The sequence below is a fragment of the Brucella sp. NBRC 113783 genome, from assembly GCF_040372265.1.
Classification (GTDB): domain Bacteria; phylum Pseudomonadota; class Alphaproteobacteria; order Rhizobiales; family Rhizobiaceae; genus Brucella; species Brucella teleogrylli.
The window spans coordinates 118,234-133,191 of the sequence record NZ_BAABRX010000003.1; the positions used below are offsets into that span (position 1 = coordinate 118,234).

Below are 14,958 nucleotides of genomic sequence, written 5' to 3' on the forward strand. Positions count from 1 at the left end.
TCCCTTTGGCTTCGGCGTCGCACTCATGAAGCAACTGTAGGCGCACCGGGTCATTCTGCCCGAGATCATTCGTGTCGGGCTTTTTCAAGAAAGGACGAAACCGTGTTTTCCAAAATCCTGTCTGCTGGTGCTTTGCTGAGCGCCACGATGCTATTTTCATCGCCAGTTCTGGCGCAAGAAAACGTATTGCCTTCCATCAACACGCCGCCGGAAGTTTCCAAGGCGAACCTGGCCAAAGTCAAAGCCGAAAAGCGCGGTCAATATGCCGTTCCTGAGGGGTTCGAAAGCGGCATGGTCGAAACCGACGGCATCCGCCTCCACTATGTGCGCGGCGGCGAAGGTAAGGGCGATCCGATCATCTTCGTGCACGGCTTCGGCTCTACCTGGAAAATGTGGCAACCGGCTCTGGAGAAATTCTCTGCCAACCATCAGGTCATCGCAATCGACCTGCCGGGTTTAGGTCAGTCGGAGCCATCGGCCAAGCGATATGACGCAGAGCAGATGAGCGCCTATCTTCTGGGCGCGATCAAAAGCCTGACCGACAATCAACCTTTCACCTATGTCTGCCACGACCTGTGCAACTCGGCATCCTATCCGATGGTCGCTAACAATCAGGATATCATCAAGAAGGTCGTGTTCATGGATTCGCCGATCCCTGACAAGGCGATGTGGACCTATCCAGGTTTGACGCCAAATGGTCCGGGCCTCGGCTGGCATTTCGGCTATTTCTCCTTCGGCGATATTGCCGAGAAAATGGTCTCCACAGATCCGGTGCTGTTCATGAGCTACTTCATCAAGGAATATGCGGGCAAGAGGGACGTCTTCACACCGGAACTACTGGATGAGCTGATCGAACCCTATTCGACCCGCGCCAATCTGCGCGCCGCCTTTGGCTATTATCAGTCACATTCGGACAGCGCCCGCCAAAACGAAGCGCTGCTTGCCGCCGGCAAACAACTGACCATCCCGGTCTATTCGATCAGCGGTGCCAAGGGCGTAAACGACGTTCTGCCGAAGCAACTGGCAGCCCGCTTCGTAAAGGACCCCAGCAAGCTTGGTTCGACCATTCTCCCAGACACCGGCCATTGGCTGCTTGAAGAATCGGCAACTGAAGTCAACGCGCTGCTTGCCGACTTTATCGACCAGTAAGCCAAGGTAATCCTCACCAACGGTTTCGTGATTGCGGCAGCCCATGCAGCGGTCACGAAACCATGTTGGTATTGCAAATGGCGAATATCGTGACTTTGGCTGTTGAAACGAGCAATTGGAGACCCAAATGACTGTATCACTCACAATCCCGATGATGATGGCAATCGCATTGGGAATTGCAACACCTGCCATGGCGGACCCTTTGCTTGGTGATTTCGATTATGGTTGGCCGGTCCAGCACCAAACCATTCTCAGTCAGAACGAGGCCATGACGATGGCCTATATCGACGCCCGCCCGGAAAATGCCAACGGCCAGACGGCCGTTCTTCTGCATGGCAAGAACTTCTGCGGCGGCACATGGGAAACAACCATCAAAGCCCTCAACGGTGAGGGGTACAGAGTGATTGCTCCCGACCAGATCGGGTTCTGTAAATCAACGAAGCCAGCGCGTTATCAATATGGTCTGCATGCGCTTGCTGACAACACGCACCAGCTTCTGACTGCACTTAACATCGAAAAGCCAGTTCTGGTCGGGCATTCGATGGGCGGTATGCTGGCCATACGCTACGCGCTGCAATATCCGGATGAACTCCAGAAGCTGGTCGTGGTCAATCCGTTGGGGATGGAAGATTGGCGTGCCAAGGGCGTTCCGAATGCGACCATCGATCAACTATACGCCACTGAACTGAAGGTGACGCGGGCAAGCATCAAGGCCTATCAGCAATCGACTTATTATGCTGGCACGTGGAAACCCGAATTCGACCGGCCCGTCGATATGCTGGCGTCCATGTATGAAGGGCCGGGCGGAAATATCGTAGCCTGGCATCAGGCTTTAACTGCTGACATGGTGTTCAACCAGCCTGTTGTCCATGAATTCGACAAGCTGCGTGTGCCGACAGTGCTGATGATCGGCCTGAAAGACAATACGGCGATGGGCAAGAACCGTGCGGATCCCGAACTTGCGGCAACGCTTGGCAATTATCCGGTATTGGCAGAGGAGGCTCAGGCGCGCATTCCCAATTCGCAACTGATCACCTATCCTGATTATGGTCACAGCCCGCAGATGCAGGATCCCGAGCGATTCAATGCCGATCTAATAAAGGCGATTGGCTCGCCACGATAGACCGCCGGAGCCTAGGCGGTTCCGTGGTCACCTATCATACGCTGGCCATTATTTTTTACTTGCCGTGGTCTCGGCCGTTATAAGACGCGTATGAAAGCTAATCCGGTTGCGAGGTCTGTTGCGGAAGACGTTCGTGCGCCACCGCGTATTTGCGGTGGCATTTAGAGCCGCAGAGCCCGAAACATCATGAACGCATCAGTATAGATGAGGTTGGCCGCGGGCCATTTCCGTTGTTCATCTTCTCACATATAGAGGGATTCCATTCCACGGACGCCCGTGACTTTGGAATAGCTGCCTTTGATACTTTACTAAATCCATAGACAATAGGCTCTCCAAGGAGTGATTGTATGAAGGTTTTAGGCATCTATGGCAGCGTCAAGCGACCGTCGCGGACGGCACGACTGGTTGACGATATTCTCGCGGGCATCGCCCGCGGCGCGAGTGTCGAGATAGACAGAATTGATCTGGTCGACGCCGCGCCGGTTCTGTTCCGTGCATTGCGCGCCGATCAGCTGGATGCTGCTGGCCGTGCTATCATCGACGCTGTCGAGGCTGCGGATGTGCTTGTGGTCGGCTCGCCCGTCTATCGCGCATCCTATACCGGTGCGCTGAAGCATCTCTTTGATCTTGTTGATTTTCGTGCCTTGCAGGGACGGCGCGTTGTTCTTGCCGCGACGGGCGGCTCACCGCTGCACGGGCTGATGTTGGAACATCAGTTTCGCCCGTTGTTTGGGTTTTTCGGTGCCGTCACCATTCCAACAACGGTCTATGCCGTCGAAGCGGATTTCACTGAATATATTCTTTCCAATCCAGCCGTTGAAGCGCGCATTGAGCGGGCTGTTTCGGAACTATTCGATCTTTCACCTGCCATACCCCGCACCGTTGCGTCGTCGGAAACGGGCGACCGGACGCTTCGCGTCGTGCCGGGCGAAGCCATTGCGAATTGATGATCACCTAAGGAGTTAAACCATGACAGAACGCAGCAGAAATCCCGTGAAATTTGCCTATTGGGTGCCGAATGTCTCTGGCGGTCTTGTCATTTCAAATATTGAACAGCGCACCAGCTGGACGATTGATTATAACCGCAAGCTGGCGCAGGTCGCCGAGGAAAATGGCTTCGAATATGCGTTGAGCCAGATTCGCTTCACGGCGGGCTATGGTGCGGAATTCCAGCATGAATCCGTATCATTCAGCCACGCACTTCTTGAATCCACCAAAACGCTGAAGGTGATTGCAGCCATTCTGCCCGGACCATGGAATCCGGCGCTTGCTGCCAAGCAGATCGCGACGATCAACCACCTCACCAATGGTCGCGTTGCGGTGAATGTCGTCAGCGGTTGGTTCCGTGGCGAGTTCCACGCCATTGGCGAGCCATGGTATGACCACGATGAGCGTTACCGCCGCTCGGAGGAATTCATTCGAGCGCTGCGCGGCATCTGGACCGAAGACAGCTATTCATTCCATGGTGATTTCTATCGCTTCAACAACTATTCGCTGAAGCCAAAGCCCATTGATCCACAACCTGAGATCTTTCAGGGCGGCTCGTCGCGTGCTGCGCGCGATATGGCATCACGGGTTTCCGACTGGTATTTTACCAATGGCAATACGCCGGAGGAAATCGCCAAGCAGGTCGATGACATTCAAACCAAGGCGGCGGAAAACAACCATTCGGTTCGCGTCGGCGTCAATGCCTTTGCCATCGTTCGTGACACGGAAGAAGAGGCAAAGGCCGTTCTCGCCGAGATCATTGAAAAGGCCAATCCCGAAGCGGTCAATGCTTTCGGTCACGAGGTCAAGAATGCTGGCAAGTCCTCGCCCGAAGGCGAAGGCAATTGGGCAAAGTCCAGCTTTGATGATCTTGTCCAGTATAATGACGGTTTCCGCTCCAACCTGATCGGCACGCCGCAGCAGGTGGCTGAACGCGTGGTCAAGCTGAAACGCGCCGGTGCCGATCTTATCCTGCTCGGTTTCCTTCACTTCCAGGAAGAAGTCGAATATTTCGGCAAGCACGTCATTCCGCTGGTGCGCGCGCTGGAAGAAGCGGAAGACAACGCGGCCCTCGCCGCCGAATAGATCAAAACGAATTATGGAGCGACGGTTATTGCCGTCGCTCCCGCTTAACGCGGACGCAATCGTGTTCGCGGACGGACGGTTATGTCCGTTTGTCCGCCGAAATGCCCTGATTGAATTCGAGTAAAACACGGAACGAACAATGTCGGCATTGCATTTCCTGATTGCAGATACTGATGCGGAAGCGAGCGCAGAAGCGCGGGTGGCGGCTGAAGCTACGGCCACCTCGCCGCGGCGCGAACTTGCGCTGGAACTGCGCGGCATAGGCCTATCATTCGGGGGCGTTGTTGCCTTGCAGGATGTTGATCTCAGTGTCCGGCAGGGAGAAATTCGCGCGATCATCGGACCGAACGGTGCCGGAAAAAGTTCGCTCATCAATGTCATTTCGGGCGTATACCGGCCCAGTCGTGGTCAGGTCGCCATTGGTGGTAGGATCTATGATCCGGTGCCGACCCAAAAGCTTGCGCATCTTGGCGTTGCGCGTACCTTTCAAAACCTCGCTTTGTTCAAGGGTCTGAGTGTTCTCGACAATGTCGCGTCCGGACGCGCCTTTGCCAATCGCTCGAATTTTTTGAGCCAGATCGTGGGATTGCCCCAGGCTCGCCGCGCGCAGGCGGATGCCCGCGAACGGGCAAGTCGCGTCATCGAATTTCTGCATCTGTCGTCCTATGCCGACCGGCTGGCAGGCACTTTGCCCTATGGTCTGCAAAAGCGTGTTGAACTTGCCCGTGCATTGACCGCCGCGCCGCGTATCCTGCTTCTTGATGAGCCGATGGCCGGTATGACCGCCACCGAAAAGAACGAGCTTGCCGATTATATCCGCCTGGCGAGGGACGAATATGACATTACCGTCGTGCTGATCGAGCATGACATCGGCGTTGTGATGGGCCTCTCAGACCGCATTGCAGTACTCAATTACGGGCGCAAGATTGCCGATGGCACGCCGCAGGAGATCGCATCCGATCAGCATGTCATTGATGCATATCTTGGTGTGGCGCCGGAAAATGAAGATGGGGAGGGCATCTGATGGCTGATTTTGATTGGATGTTCTTCACGGAAGTGCTGATTGGCGGGCTGTTGTCCGGCGTCATGTATTCCCTTGTCGCCATCGGGTTTGTGTTGATTTATAAAACGTCCGGTGTGCTGAATTTCTCGCAAGGGGCGCTGCTGCTTTTCGCGGCGCTGACTTTCGTCAGCCTCACGGAGCGGGGCGTGCCGTTCTGGGCAGCCTTTGTCGTTACATTTGCCGCCATGGTTATCATCGGTATCGCCATTGAACGCAGTGTACTGCGGCCATTGACCAACAAGCCGCCGATCACGCTCTTTATGGCTACACTCGGCCTGTCCTATATCATTGAGGGTGCAGCCCAGCTCCTATGGGGCACACAGGTTCACGCTCTTGACCTCGGAATCCAAGATGTGCCCTTCGATGTTGGAGGCATTTTCATCAGCCAGTTCGATATTTTTGCCGCAGTTGTTGCGGCTGGCATGGTGGCGCTACTATCAGCATTCTTCCGCTATACGCGCATCGGTCTTGGCTTTCGCGCCGTTGCCGACGACCAGTTCGCAGCCTTGGCCATTGGACTCAAACTGCCGTGGATATGGGCCAGCGTCTGGGCCGCTGCCGGTCTGGTCGCACTGGTCGCAGGCCTGTTGTGGGGCGCGCGCCTTGGCGTGCAATTCTCGCTGTCGCTGGTCGTGCTGAAGGCTTTACCGGTTCTGGTACTCGGCGGCTTCGATTCCATTCTTGGTGCGATTGTCGGCGGATTGCTGGTGGGAGCGTCAGAGAAGCTAGCGGAGGTTTATATCGGGGAATATTTCGGTGGCGGCATTGAGAGCTGGTTTGCCTATGTGGTGGCACTTGCCTTCCTTCTCATTCGCCCTTCAGGTCTGTTTGGCCAGAAGCTTGTGGAAAGGGTCTGACCATGGCCATTATAGCAGCCAGTTCCTCCAGTCCAGTTGCATTGCCGCGTTACGCCGCTCCGCTTGCGGTGCTGGCAGTGGCCTATCTCATCATACCGTTTATCGGCACGAGCTATCTCTTTGAGGCCATTCTCCTGCCGTTTCTGGCCTTGAGCCTCGCCGGTGTTGGGCTCAACCTCCTGACCGGCTATGCGGGGCAGGTTTCACTTGGCTCGGCGGCATTCATGGCAGTGGGCGCTTTCGCGGCCTATAATTTCAATCTGCGCATGGATGGATTGCCGCTGCTGGTTTCTATCGTTTTTGCCGGACTGGCGGCGGCGGCGATTGGCGTTGTCTTCGGCTTACCGAGCCTGCGCTTGCGCGGTTTCTACCTTGCCGTTTCTACACTCGCAGCCCAGTTCTTCGTACAATGGGCGCTGACCAAGTTCGAATGGTTTTCCAACAATTCCGCCTCCGGCGTCATTGATGCTCCGGCGTTGTCCATCGGGGGGATTGCCTTTGAGGGGCCAGTCGGACGCTATCTCTTCGCACTGACAATTGTGGTAGCGGTCACGTTCCTCGCCTATCGCCTGGTGTCGTCGCAGACCGGACGGAATTTCATTGCCGTGCGCGACAATGAAACGGCAGCGCGGATCATCGGTGTGCCGGTGTTGCGGACCAAGCTGCTCGCCTTTGCGACTTCCTCTTTCATCATCGGGGTGGCGGGTGTGCTATGGGCCTTTGCCTATCTGCGCACGGTGGAAACGGCGGGTTTCAATCTCGACCGCTCGTTCCAGATATTGTTCATCATCATCATTGGTGGCCTCGCATCGATACGGGGCGCCTTCTTTGGCGCAGCACTGATCGTCGTTTTCCCGCTGATCTTGTCGAGGGTTGGGGCACTGTTGCTCGGAGACGTGTTCGATTCCGGCGTGCTGGATATGACGCAGCGCATTGTCGTCGGCGTCTTCATCATCCTGTTTCTGGTCCTTGAGCCCGACGGGCTTGTGTCGCTCTGGGATCGGCTGAAAGCGAGCTTTACGGCAGTTATCCGACGGTCGTGATATCCGGAAGCGCCTCAGAAGGCTTCCAACAAAGTCCATAAATCCTGAACGAAACCGGGTGGCGATTATCCCACCCGATAGATGGAGTACGTCCAGAAATGACCCTATACACGAAAATCAAAATGGCGGCTCTCGCCGCTGGTATCGGCCTTGCCTCTTTTGCGTTTCCGGCGCAGGCAGACGAGCAGTATTTCCCGCTTCAAAGCTATCGCGTCGGCCCTTACGCTGCCGGTGGTACTGGCTTCTTTGGTGGGTTCATCGATTACCTCAATCTGATCAACACGCGCGATGGTGGAGTTAATGGGGTCAAGCTGACGTGGTCGGAAGCTGAAACGCAGTATGAGGTTGAACGTGGTGTGGAAGCCTATGAGCGTCTGAAAAGCAATCCTGGCATTGCCGCGTGGAACCCGCTTTCCGTGGGTATCGCCTATGCGATGATCGACCGTATCACGCAGGACAAGGTGCCATTGATCACAATTAATCACGGGCGCACGGATTCCACCGATGGACGTGTGTTCCCTTATGTCTTTCCGCTATTGCTCAATCCCTATTCCGAAACCTCCGGCATCGTGAACTACATCGCCTCCAAGGAAGGCGGTCTTGATAGTCTCAAGGGTAAAAAGATCGTGGTACTTTATCACGGCTCGCCTTATGGCAAGGAAACCATCCCGATCTATGAACTGCTTGCCGAGAAATATGGTTTCGAGTTGCAGCAGATCGAGGTTCCTCATCCGGGTAACGAGCAGCAATCACAATGGCTTACGATCCGCCGCGCCAAGCCGGATTATGTCGTGCTGCGCGGCTGGGGTGTGATGAATCCCGTGGCTCTGAAAACAGCAGCGAAAACAGGTTTTCCGGTCGATCGCATCATCGGCAATGTGTGGTCCAACTCGGAAGAAGACGTCATTCCTGCAGGCGATGCGGCCAAGGGTTATACCGCCATCACCACACAGGCATCGGGCGCCGACTACCCAGTGGTCAAGGAAATCGTCAAGACCGTCTATGATGCGGGTAAGGGTAATCTGGAAGACAAGAGCCGTATCGGTTCCGTCTACCACAATCTTGGCATTGTCAATGGCATCCTGAACGTCGAAGCTATACGCATTGCGCAGGAGAAATTCGGAAAGAGAACCTTGACGGGCGATGAAGTACGCTGGGGTTTCGAACATCTGCAACTCGATCCAGCGCGCGTCGAAGCTTTGGGTGCTAAAGACCTGTTCCACTCCATCAATGTCACTTGGGATAACCACGAGGGCAACGGCTACGTGACCTTCCAGCAGTGGGACGGTAAGAAGTGGAATGTCGTTTCTGATTGGATCGCGCCTGACTGGGCCTTGCTACGCCCGATCATCGAGAAGTCTTCGGAAGCCTATGCGAAAGAAAAAGGCATCAAGCTTCGCACTGCTGCCGATGCGGATGTTGCGACCAACTGAGGCCATGGGTGGAGCGGGCGGCAACGATGTCGCCCGCCCAGTTACGGCTATGCGGGGTTGGCCCGCCAGAGGAGTTTGGCATGACATTGGAAACCCACAGGCTCAAAGCAAACTCGGGAGAAAACGGGCTTCTGTCCGTTGAGGGCCTCCACGCGACCTATAATCATTCTATCACGGCGCTGCATGGGGTCGATCTTTCGATAGGTCGGGGGGAAATTCTCGCCATTCTCGGCGCCAACGGTGCGGGCAAGACGACCACATTGAAAGCCATCTCTAACCTGCTTCCGGCAGAACGTGGGCAGGTCAACGCGGGGCGCATTTTCTTCGAGGGGCGGGATGTCACCCGCGAAACGCCGGCAGGTCTCGTGCGGCTCGGTCTGGTGCAGGTGCTCGAAGGCCGCCATTGCTTCAAAAGCTTGAGCGTCGAGGAAAACCTCGTCACGGGCGGGATCGGGCGGAGCGGTTCACGGTCTGAAATCGCGACGGACCTTGAGCGAGTCTATACCTATTTTCCACGGCTGCGTGATAAGCGCCAGGCGCTTTCCGGTCTCACTTCCGGCGGCGAACAGCAGATGACCGCCATCGGACGCGCCTTGATGTCACGCCCCCGATTGCTGGTGCTTGACGAGCCGTCGATGGGTCTGGCACCGCGTGTCGTACAGGATATTTTCCGCACATTGCGCAAGCTTAATCGCGAAGACGGGCTTTCCATTCTTGTCGCGGAACAGAATTCGGCAGTGGCGCTTACCTACGCCGACAAGGCCGTCATTCTTGAAAACGGTGTCAGCGTACTCTCCGGCAGTGCCGCCGATCTCAAAGCGCGTGACGACGTGAAGGCTTTTTATCTCGGACAGAAACCGGTCTCGGGTTCTGTGGCGCTCGCCCATTGAAATTCAACGAAAACGAGGAGACATGCGATGACCATTTCCAATGTGAATACGAAGGACGTGAGCCGGGGCGTGCCCGCTGTGCCACGACCGGGCAAACCCGCCTATGTCATTAAAAGCGATGCGGAGGCCATCGAGATTGCGAAGAAGCTGGCGGCAGAAATCGCTCCGGGTGCAGCCATCCGCGACCGCGACCGCATCTGGCCGGTCAAGGAACTGGATTCCTTTTCGCAAAGCGGTCTGTGGTCGATTAACGTGCCGAGGAAATTTGGCGGTCCGGAGGTCTCTTACGCGACGCTCGCCAAGATGATCGAAATTGTCTCCGCTGCCGATTCCTCCATAGGGCAGATTGCGCAAAACCATCTTGGTGTTCTCGCCGCCGTGCGTACGGTTTCTGACGAGGCGCAGCAGAAGTTGCTCTTCGGCGAAGCACTGCGCGGCACCCGCTTCGGCAACGCGTTTTCCGAGTTCGGGTCCAAGCGTGCCGCCGATTTTGAAACGAAATTCGTCGATGCCGGTGATCATGTTGTGGTCAATGGCCAGAAGTTCTATTCGTCTGGTGCTTTGCTGGCGCATCTGGTGCCTATCGTCGCGCTCGATGAACAGGGCCGAGCCTGGTATGCAATTGCCGAGCGGGATGCTCCGGGTCTGAACGTTATCGACGATTGGTCATCCTTCGGCCAGCGCACAACCCTGTCGGGCACCGTCATCCTCAATGATGTGAAGGTCCCGAAAACCCATCTGGTGCCGGGTTACAAGGGTTATGAAGTGCCGACTGCCGATGGGGCCATTTTCCAGATCATTCAGGTCGCCGTGGATACGGGTATCGCCAGTGCGGCTATCGCCGAAACGATCTCTTTCGTGCGAACCAAAAGCCGTGCATGGGTGGATAGCGGTCTCGAACGCGCTTCGGACGATCCTTATACGATCCACGCTATCGGCGATCTCACGCTTCGCCTTCATGCGGCTCAGGCGCTGCTCGAAAAGGCGGGTTATGCCATCGATCGCGCCATTGAGAACCCCAACGCAGAGACCGTCGCAGAAGCGCAGATTGTGACGGCTGAGGCGAAAATATTGTCGACGGAAATCGCGATCGCTGCGACCAACAAACTGTTCGAACTTGCGGGTACGCGCTCGACGCTCGCCGAACATCAGCTCGACCGCCATTGGCGCAATGCCCGGACGCATACGCTGCATGATCCGGTGCGATGGAAATATGCGATACTCGGCAATTATTTCCTGAACGACGAAAAGCCGCCGCTTCACGCCTGGAGTTGATAACTCACCCCGCCGCATGGAACGCGGTTAGAGGCGTTCCATGCGTTTGGTGTCGAAATGCGACGGCTATCGCACGCCACAAACGTCTGCTCCGTTTCCCATCGTGGTCATTGTCAATTGAGTTCTGCGACCTTCTCGCCGGACTGCCAATAACCGGACTTCCCGGCATCTAATCAAAGAATTGCGGCGAACCCTCAACGGGGCTCAGAGATATTTTCACGTAGTCCTTGCAAGTGTATCGCAACTTGTATACTAGAATATATCAGGTCGGAGGGAGTGCTGGCCGTTGTATGGGAGGAGTGATTTCAATGAAAAAGTTGCTATGGGCAGTCGTGGCCGCCACAGCTATGAATATGGTGTCTCTGCCTGGCATGGCGCAGGCGCAGGAAGTTCCAGCACCCGGTAAGAGTGCGCGTATCGACGCCATCAAGAAGTCGGGTGAATTGCGTGCCGGTGTTCTGGCCAATCCGCCATGGCTCGTGGAAGATACCACCGGTTCCGGCCAGCCATGGCGCGGACCGGCCTGGACGCTTGCGCAGACCTATGCCGAGAAGCTTGGCGTTAAACTGGTTCCGGTTCTCGTTTCCCACGAAACCAAAGTGCCGGTTCTGGCCGCCAATCAGGTAGATATGACGATTTCGCCACTCTCCATGACCAAGCAGCGGCAGGAAGTTGTTGATTTTGTCACCTATTCGCGCACGGCTTTGTGCGTGTTCGGCAAGGCTAACAACCCAAAGGTTTCGGGTGCCAAATCGGTTGACGATTTCGACAAACCGGAAGTGACCATTGCCTATTTCACGGGCGGCGGCGAGGAAAATTGGGTCAAGGAACGTTTCCCCAAGGCCACGCTTCGCGGTGTGACGAGCGCTGGAACAGCGGCGCCGATGGAAGAAATCATGGCGGGTCGCGCGGACGTGGCGCCGATCAATCGCATTCCCTTCGTGGCCCTCAGCCGCAATGTGAAGGGCCTAGAAGCGTTGCCGCGTGAAAATAACTGTCAGGACAGCACCGAGGCCGTCAATGAGATCGGTCTGGCTATCGATAAGAACCAGCCTGAATATCTCGCATGGCTGAAAGCCGTGGCTGAGCCAATGCTTCCAGAACTTCTCAAGGAAGAAGAAGCCGAAGTCTCCAAAATGTAAGCCATATGGACTTTGCGCGCGCTGAATCCGGCGCGCGCAGATCATGTTCTGTTCAGGCAGAACTTTCAGGGTCCCGGATCTCTGGATATTGACACATGGAATTCAATTTCAGCGCTATTTTTGATAGCTGGCAGTTCCTGCTCAGCGGCTTGGTGGTGACGCTTTTGCTGGCTGCCAGTGTGAGCGTGTTAAGCTTCTTCCTGGGGCTGCTGCTCACCGTCGCCCGCCTTTATGGTCCCAACTGGCTGAGCCGCATCACGATCTTCTATATCGATACCATGCGCGCCATTCCGGTTCTGGTGGTTCTTGTCTGGGTTTATTTCGCGCTGCCAATCGCAACGGGGATCAATCTGCCGCCATTCTGGTCGGCGCTGTTCTCGCTGTCGCTGCATCTCGCCGCCTATGTTGCCGAAGTGATGCGCGCTGGCATTCAGTCCGTGCGCCCCGGACAGGTTCGCGCCGGTCTGGCGCTTGGCATGTCGCAGGCGCAGGTTCTGCGCAAGATCGTGCTGCCGCAGGCTTTCGTGCGCATGCTGCCATCCTTCGGCTCGCTGCTGTCGCTCGCGGTCAAGGACACGGCTATTGCCACCGTGATCGCCGTGCCGGAACTCATGCGCCGCGCCGAAGCTATTGCCGGGCAGAAATATGCGCCTGTCGAGGCCTACACCACCGTCATGATCCTCTACTTCATCATCATCTTCCCGCTCACCCGAGGCGTCGACATGCTCTATCGCCGCATTTCCTTCCTGGGGCGCTCATGAGTTTCGACTGGTCTATCATCTGGAAAAGCCTGCCCGCATTGGGGCATGGTGCTTTGATCACCATCGCGCTGACCGTGCTGACAATGCTGTTTGCCACGCCGCTGGGTATCCTGATCGCGGTCATGCGGGAATCGCGCTTCAAAATCGTCGCGCTGATTGCGACCTGTTATGTGGAACTGTTGCGCAATTTGCCGATCATACTGGTCGTCTATTGGGCGTTCTATGTGCTGCCCATGATGAGCGGTCTTGCACTTTCGCCATTTCTGACTGGGCTTCTCGCGCTGGTGGCCAACAATGCCGCCTATAATTCGGAAACGTTCCGCTCTGGCATCCGTTCAATCCGCAAGGGGCAGACCGAGGCAGGGCTGGCGCTCGGAATGAGCGAATGGACGGCTTTCCGCAAGATCGTGCTGCCGCAGGCTTCGCGCCGTGTTTTACCGGTGCTGGCAACCACATGGGTCACGCTGTTCAAGGACACCTCGCTGGTGTCGGTGATTGCGGTTGGTGATCTGGCGCATACGGCGCTGCAAATCCGCTCGCAGACTTTCCGCGTAATCGAACTTCTGACCGCAATGGCCGCGATCTATTGGCTGCTGGGCTATCCGCAGGCCAAAATTGTTGACTGGATTCACCGCAAATACGGGGTTACCGAATGACATCTTCCAACACAGCACCCGTAAAGACCGGCGATGTCGTCATTGAATATCGCAATGTCTGCAAATCCTATGGCACATTTGAAGCTCTCAAGAATGTCAGCCTGAAAGTGCATCGCGGACAGGTCGTGTGTCTCATCGGCCCGTCCGGCTCCGGTAAATCCACACTGCTTCGCTGCACCAATGGTCTGGAAGCAATCAATAGCGGCGAGATCAGGATCGATGGCACCGTGCTAACGCAGGACCCCAAACAGGTTCGTGCCATGCGCCAGCGCATGGGCATGGTGTTTCAGAATTTCGAGCTGTTTCCGCATAAGAATGCGCTCGGCAACATCATGATGGGGCCGACCACCGTTCTGGGCCTTTCGGAAAGGCAGGCAAAGGAACGCGCTCTGGCTTTGCTTGCCAAGGTGGGGCTTTCGGACAAGGCGGAAAATTTCCCGTCCAACCTGTCCGGTGGGCAGCAGCAGCGGGTCGCCATTGCGAGAGCCCTTGCAATGGAACCGGAAGTCATGCTCTTTGACGAACCGACATCGGCGCTCGATCCCGAAACCATCGGCGAGGTGCTCAGTGTCATGAAACGGCTGGCGGATGACGGAATGACCATGATTGTCGTGACCCATGAAATGACCTTCGCCCGGCGCGTTGCCGATCAGGTCGTGGTCTTTGCCGATGGGCAGATCATCGAACAGGGGCCGCCGGAGCAGATTTTCGAAAATCCGAAAACTGCGCGCACGAAGGATTTCCTGAGCCATCTCGGCTGGGACGGCTGACGCATGGCAGTGCTTCCTGGATCGACCCATAATCCCGAAAAGCCGGTGCCTGGCGCGGGCGCTCCCCCCACAGTAGGGAGCATTCTCGACGCCATTCGTAACGATATCATCACCCTGCGTCTCATGCCGGGCAAACGGGTTTCGGAAAACGAACTCGCCCGACATTTCGGTACGAGCCGCACGCCGGTGCGTGAGGCCCTGTTGCGGCTGGTCGATCAGGGGCTTGTCGAGGTCTGGCCGCAGCGCGGCACCTTCATCATGCCGATTTCACTGGCCGCAGTACAGCGCGCGCGTTTCGTGCGCAATGCGGTGGAAGTTGCGGTTTTCAAACGTGCCGCCGAAGAAGGGCTTGCTGCGTCTATATCGGATGAACTCGACGCCATTATCGCGATGCAGGAAGGCTCAAAGGACTCTCCTGAGAATTTTACCATCGCCGACGATGCCTTTCATCGCACTGTCGCCAATGGAATCCGGATGGGCGACATATGGAGCCTGTTGGAACGGGAAAAAGCCCAGTTTGATCGCTTGCGCTTTCTGAGCCTGCCCAATGTTACCCCCGTCGAATTGCTCATCGAGCAGCACAAGGCCATGCTATCAGCGGTTAAGCGTCGCGATCCGATTGCGGCGGAAGCCGCCGTGCATGTTCACCTTTCGGAAGTTTTGAAAGTCACCGAACATCTGGCCCAGCGTTATTCCGATCTCATCGTCAACGATCTTTGAACG

The 14,958-nt window shown here is 56.3% G+C and carries 15 protein-coding genes; all 15 read left to right on the plus strand.

What is annotated here, in order from left to right; translation table 11 throughout:
* Positions 1 to 102: 102 nt before the first annotated feature.
* The 15 genes from ABWW11_RS11100 (at position 103) to ABWW11_RS11170 (ending at position 14,955) form a co-directional block, all read left to right on the plus strand.
* On the plus strand, positions 103 to 1,149 hold the full coding sequence (locus tag ABWW11_RS11100) for an alpha/beta fold hydrolase (RefSeq protein WP_209445973.1): 1,047 nt from the start codon (positions 103 to 105) through the stop codon (positions 1,147 to 1,149).
* Between the two features lie 127 nt (positions 1,150 to 1,276).
* Entirely contained in the window at positions 1,277 to 2,272 is a 996-nt protein-coding gene (locus ABWW11_RS11105; RefSeq protein WP_210205541.1) for an alpha/beta fold hydrolase, read from the plus strand.
* A gap of 347 nt (positions 2,273 to 2,619) precedes the next feature.
* Entirely contained in the window at positions 2,620 to 3,219 is a 600-nt protein-coding gene (gene msuE, locus ABWW11_RS11110) for an FMN reductase (protein WP_109366186.1), read from the plus strand.
* Between the two features lie 22 nt (positions 3,220 to 3,241).
* Entirely contained in the window at positions 3,242 to 4,345 is a 1,104-nt protein-coding gene (gene sfnG, locus ABWW11_RS11115) for a dimethylsulfone monooxygenase SfnG (protein ID WP_109366185.1), read from the plus strand.
* Between the two features lie 139 nt (positions 4,346 to 4,484).
* Positions 4,485 to 5,369 (plus strand): ABC transporter ATP-binding protein, encoded by an 885-nt coding sequence (locus tag ABWW11_RS11120; protein ID WP_109366184.1) that lies wholly within the window; start codon positions 4,485 to 4,487, stop codon positions 5,367 to 5,369.
* Complete coding sequence (locus tag ABWW11_RS11125; protein WP_319080301.1) at positions 5,369 to 6,265, plus strand: branched-chain amino acid ABC transporter permease; 897 nt, start codon at positions 5,369 to 5,371, stop codon at positions 6,263 to 6,265. Before ABWW11_RS11120 ends, ABWW11_RS11125 begins: the two co-directional genes overlap by 1 nt.
* A 2-nt stretch (positions 6,266 to 6,267) precedes the next feature.
* Positions 6,268 to 7,308 (plus strand): branched-chain amino acid ABC transporter permease, encoded by a 1,041-nt coding sequence (locus tag ABWW11_RS11130; RefSeq protein WP_109366182.1) that lies wholly within the window; start codon positions 6,268 to 6,270, stop codon positions 7,306 to 7,308.
* A 98-nt stretch (positions 7,309 to 7,406) separates the two neighbouring features.
* Positions 7,407 to 8,741: an ABC transporter substrate-binding protein gene (locus tag ABWW11_RS11135; RefSeq protein ID WP_181375978.1), complete on the plus strand. Its 1,335-nt coding sequence runs from the start codon at positions 7,407 to 7,409 to the stop codon at positions 8,739 to 8,741.
* Positions 8,742 to 8,821: 80 nt separating this feature from the next.
* The gene (locus tag ABWW11_RS11140) at positions 8,822 to 9,631 is read left to right on the plus strand and encodes an ABC transporter ATP-binding protein (protein ID WP_109366180.1); all 810 of its coding nucleotides are present in this window, start codon (positions 8,822 to 8,824) and stop codon (positions 9,629 to 9,631) included.
* Between the two features lie 27 nt (positions 9,632 to 9,658).
* Entirely contained in the window at positions 9,659 to 10,906 is a 1,248-nt protein-coding gene (locus ABWW11_RS11145; protein WP_109366179.1) for an SfnB family sulfur acquisition oxidoreductase, read from the plus strand.
* A gap of 308 nt (positions 10,907 to 11,214) precedes the next feature.
* Positions 11,215 to 12,048 (plus strand): substrate-binding periplasmic protein, encoded by an 834-nt coding sequence (locus ABWW11_RS11150; RefSeq protein WP_109366178.1) that lies wholly within the window; start codon positions 11,215 to 11,217, stop codon positions 12,046 to 12,048.
* Positions 12,049 to 12,143: 95 nt separating this feature from the next.
* Positions 12,144 to 12,809, plus strand: a complete 666-nt coding sequence (locus ABWW11_RS11155; RefSeq protein WP_109366177.1) for an amino acid ABC transporter permease — start codon at positions 12,144 to 12,146, stop codon at positions 12,807 to 12,809.
* Complete coding sequence (locus ABWW11_RS11160; RefSeq protein WP_109366176.1) at positions 12,806 to 13,465, plus strand: amino acid ABC transporter permease; 660 nt, start codon at positions 12,806 to 12,808, stop codon at positions 13,463 to 13,465. The genes ABWW11_RS11155 and ABWW11_RS11160 overlap by 4 nt, the downstream gene beginning before the upstream one ends.
* Positions 13,462 to 14,235 (plus strand): amino acid ABC transporter ATP-binding protein, encoded by a 774-nt coding sequence (locus ABWW11_RS11165; RefSeq protein ID WP_109366175.1) that lies wholly within the window; start codon positions 13,462 to 13,464, stop codon positions 14,233 to 14,235. Before ABWW11_RS11160 ends, ABWW11_RS11165 begins: the two co-directional genes overlap by 4 nt.
* Before the next feature lie 3 nt (positions 14,236 to 14,238).
* Positions 14,239 to 14,955: a GntR family transcriptional regulator gene (locus tag ABWW11_RS11170; RefSeq protein WP_109366174.1), complete on the plus strand. Its 717-nt coding sequence runs from the start codon at positions 14,239 to 14,241 to the stop codon at positions 14,953 to 14,955.
* Positions 14,956 to 14,958: the final 3 nt, after the last annotated feature.

What these genes read in the sequence shown, in the direction of transcription:
- msuE (WP_109366186.1), top strand. Translation starts at nt 2,620, where the DNA reads ATGAAGGTTTTAGGCATCTATGGCAGCGTCAAGCGACCGTCGCGGACG.
- ABWW11_RS11160 (WP_109366176.1), top strand. Translation starts at nt 12,806, where the DNA reads ATGAGTTTCGACTGGTCTATCATCTGGAAAAGCCTGCCCGCATTGGGG.
- ABWW11_RS11165 (WP_109366175.1), top strand. Translation starts at nt 13,462, where the DNA reads ATGACATCTTCCAACACAGCACCCGTAAAGACCGGCGATGTCGTCATT.
- ABWW11_RS11140 (WP_109366180.1), top strand. Translation starts at nt 8,822, where the DNA reads ATGACATTGGAAACCCACAGGCTCAAAGCAAACTCGGGAGAAAACGGG.
- ABWW11_RS11120 (WP_109366184.1), top strand. Translation starts at nt 4,485, where the DNA reads ATGTCGGCATTGCATTTCCTGATTGCAGATACTGATGCGGAAGCGAGC.
- ABWW11_RS11135 (WP_181375978.1), top strand. Translation starts at nt 7,407, where the DNA reads ATGACCCTATACACGAAAATCAAAATGGCGGCTCTCGCCGCTGGTATC.
- ABWW11_RS11150 (WP_109366178.1), top strand. Translation starts at nt 11,215, where the DNA reads ATGAAAAAGTTGCTATGGGCAGTCGTGGCCGCCACAGCTATGAATATG.
- ABWW11_RS11145 (WP_109366179.1), top strand. Translation starts at nt 9,659, where the DNA reads ATGACCATTTCCAATGTGAATACGAAGGACGTGAGCCGGGGCGTGCCC.
- ABWW11_RS11170 (WP_109366174.1), top strand. Translation starts at nt 14,239, where the DNA reads ATGGCAGTGCTTCCTGGATCGACCCATAATCCCGAAAAGCCGGTGCCT.
- sfnG (WP_109366185.1), top strand. Translation starts at nt 3,242, where the DNA reads ATGACAGAACGCAGCAGAAATCCCGTGAAATTTGCCTATTGGGTGCCG.
- ABWW11_RS11105 (WP_210205541.1), top strand. Translation starts at nt 1,277, where the DNA reads ATGACTGTATCACTCACAATCCCGATGATGATGGCAATCGCATTGGGA.
- ABWW11_RS11125 (WP_319080301.1), top strand. Translation starts at nt 5,369, where the DNA reads ATGGCTGATTTTGATTGGATGTTCTTCACGGAAGTGCTGATTGGCGGG.
- ABWW11_RS11155 (WP_109366177.1), top strand. Translation starts at nt 12,144, where the DNA reads ATGGAATTCAATTTCAGCGCTATTTTTGATAGCTGGCAGTTCCTGCTC.
- ABWW11_RS11130 (WP_109366182.1), top strand. Translation starts at nt 6,268, where the DNA reads ATGGCCATTATAGCAGCCAGTTCCTCCAGTCCAGTTGCATTGCCGCGT.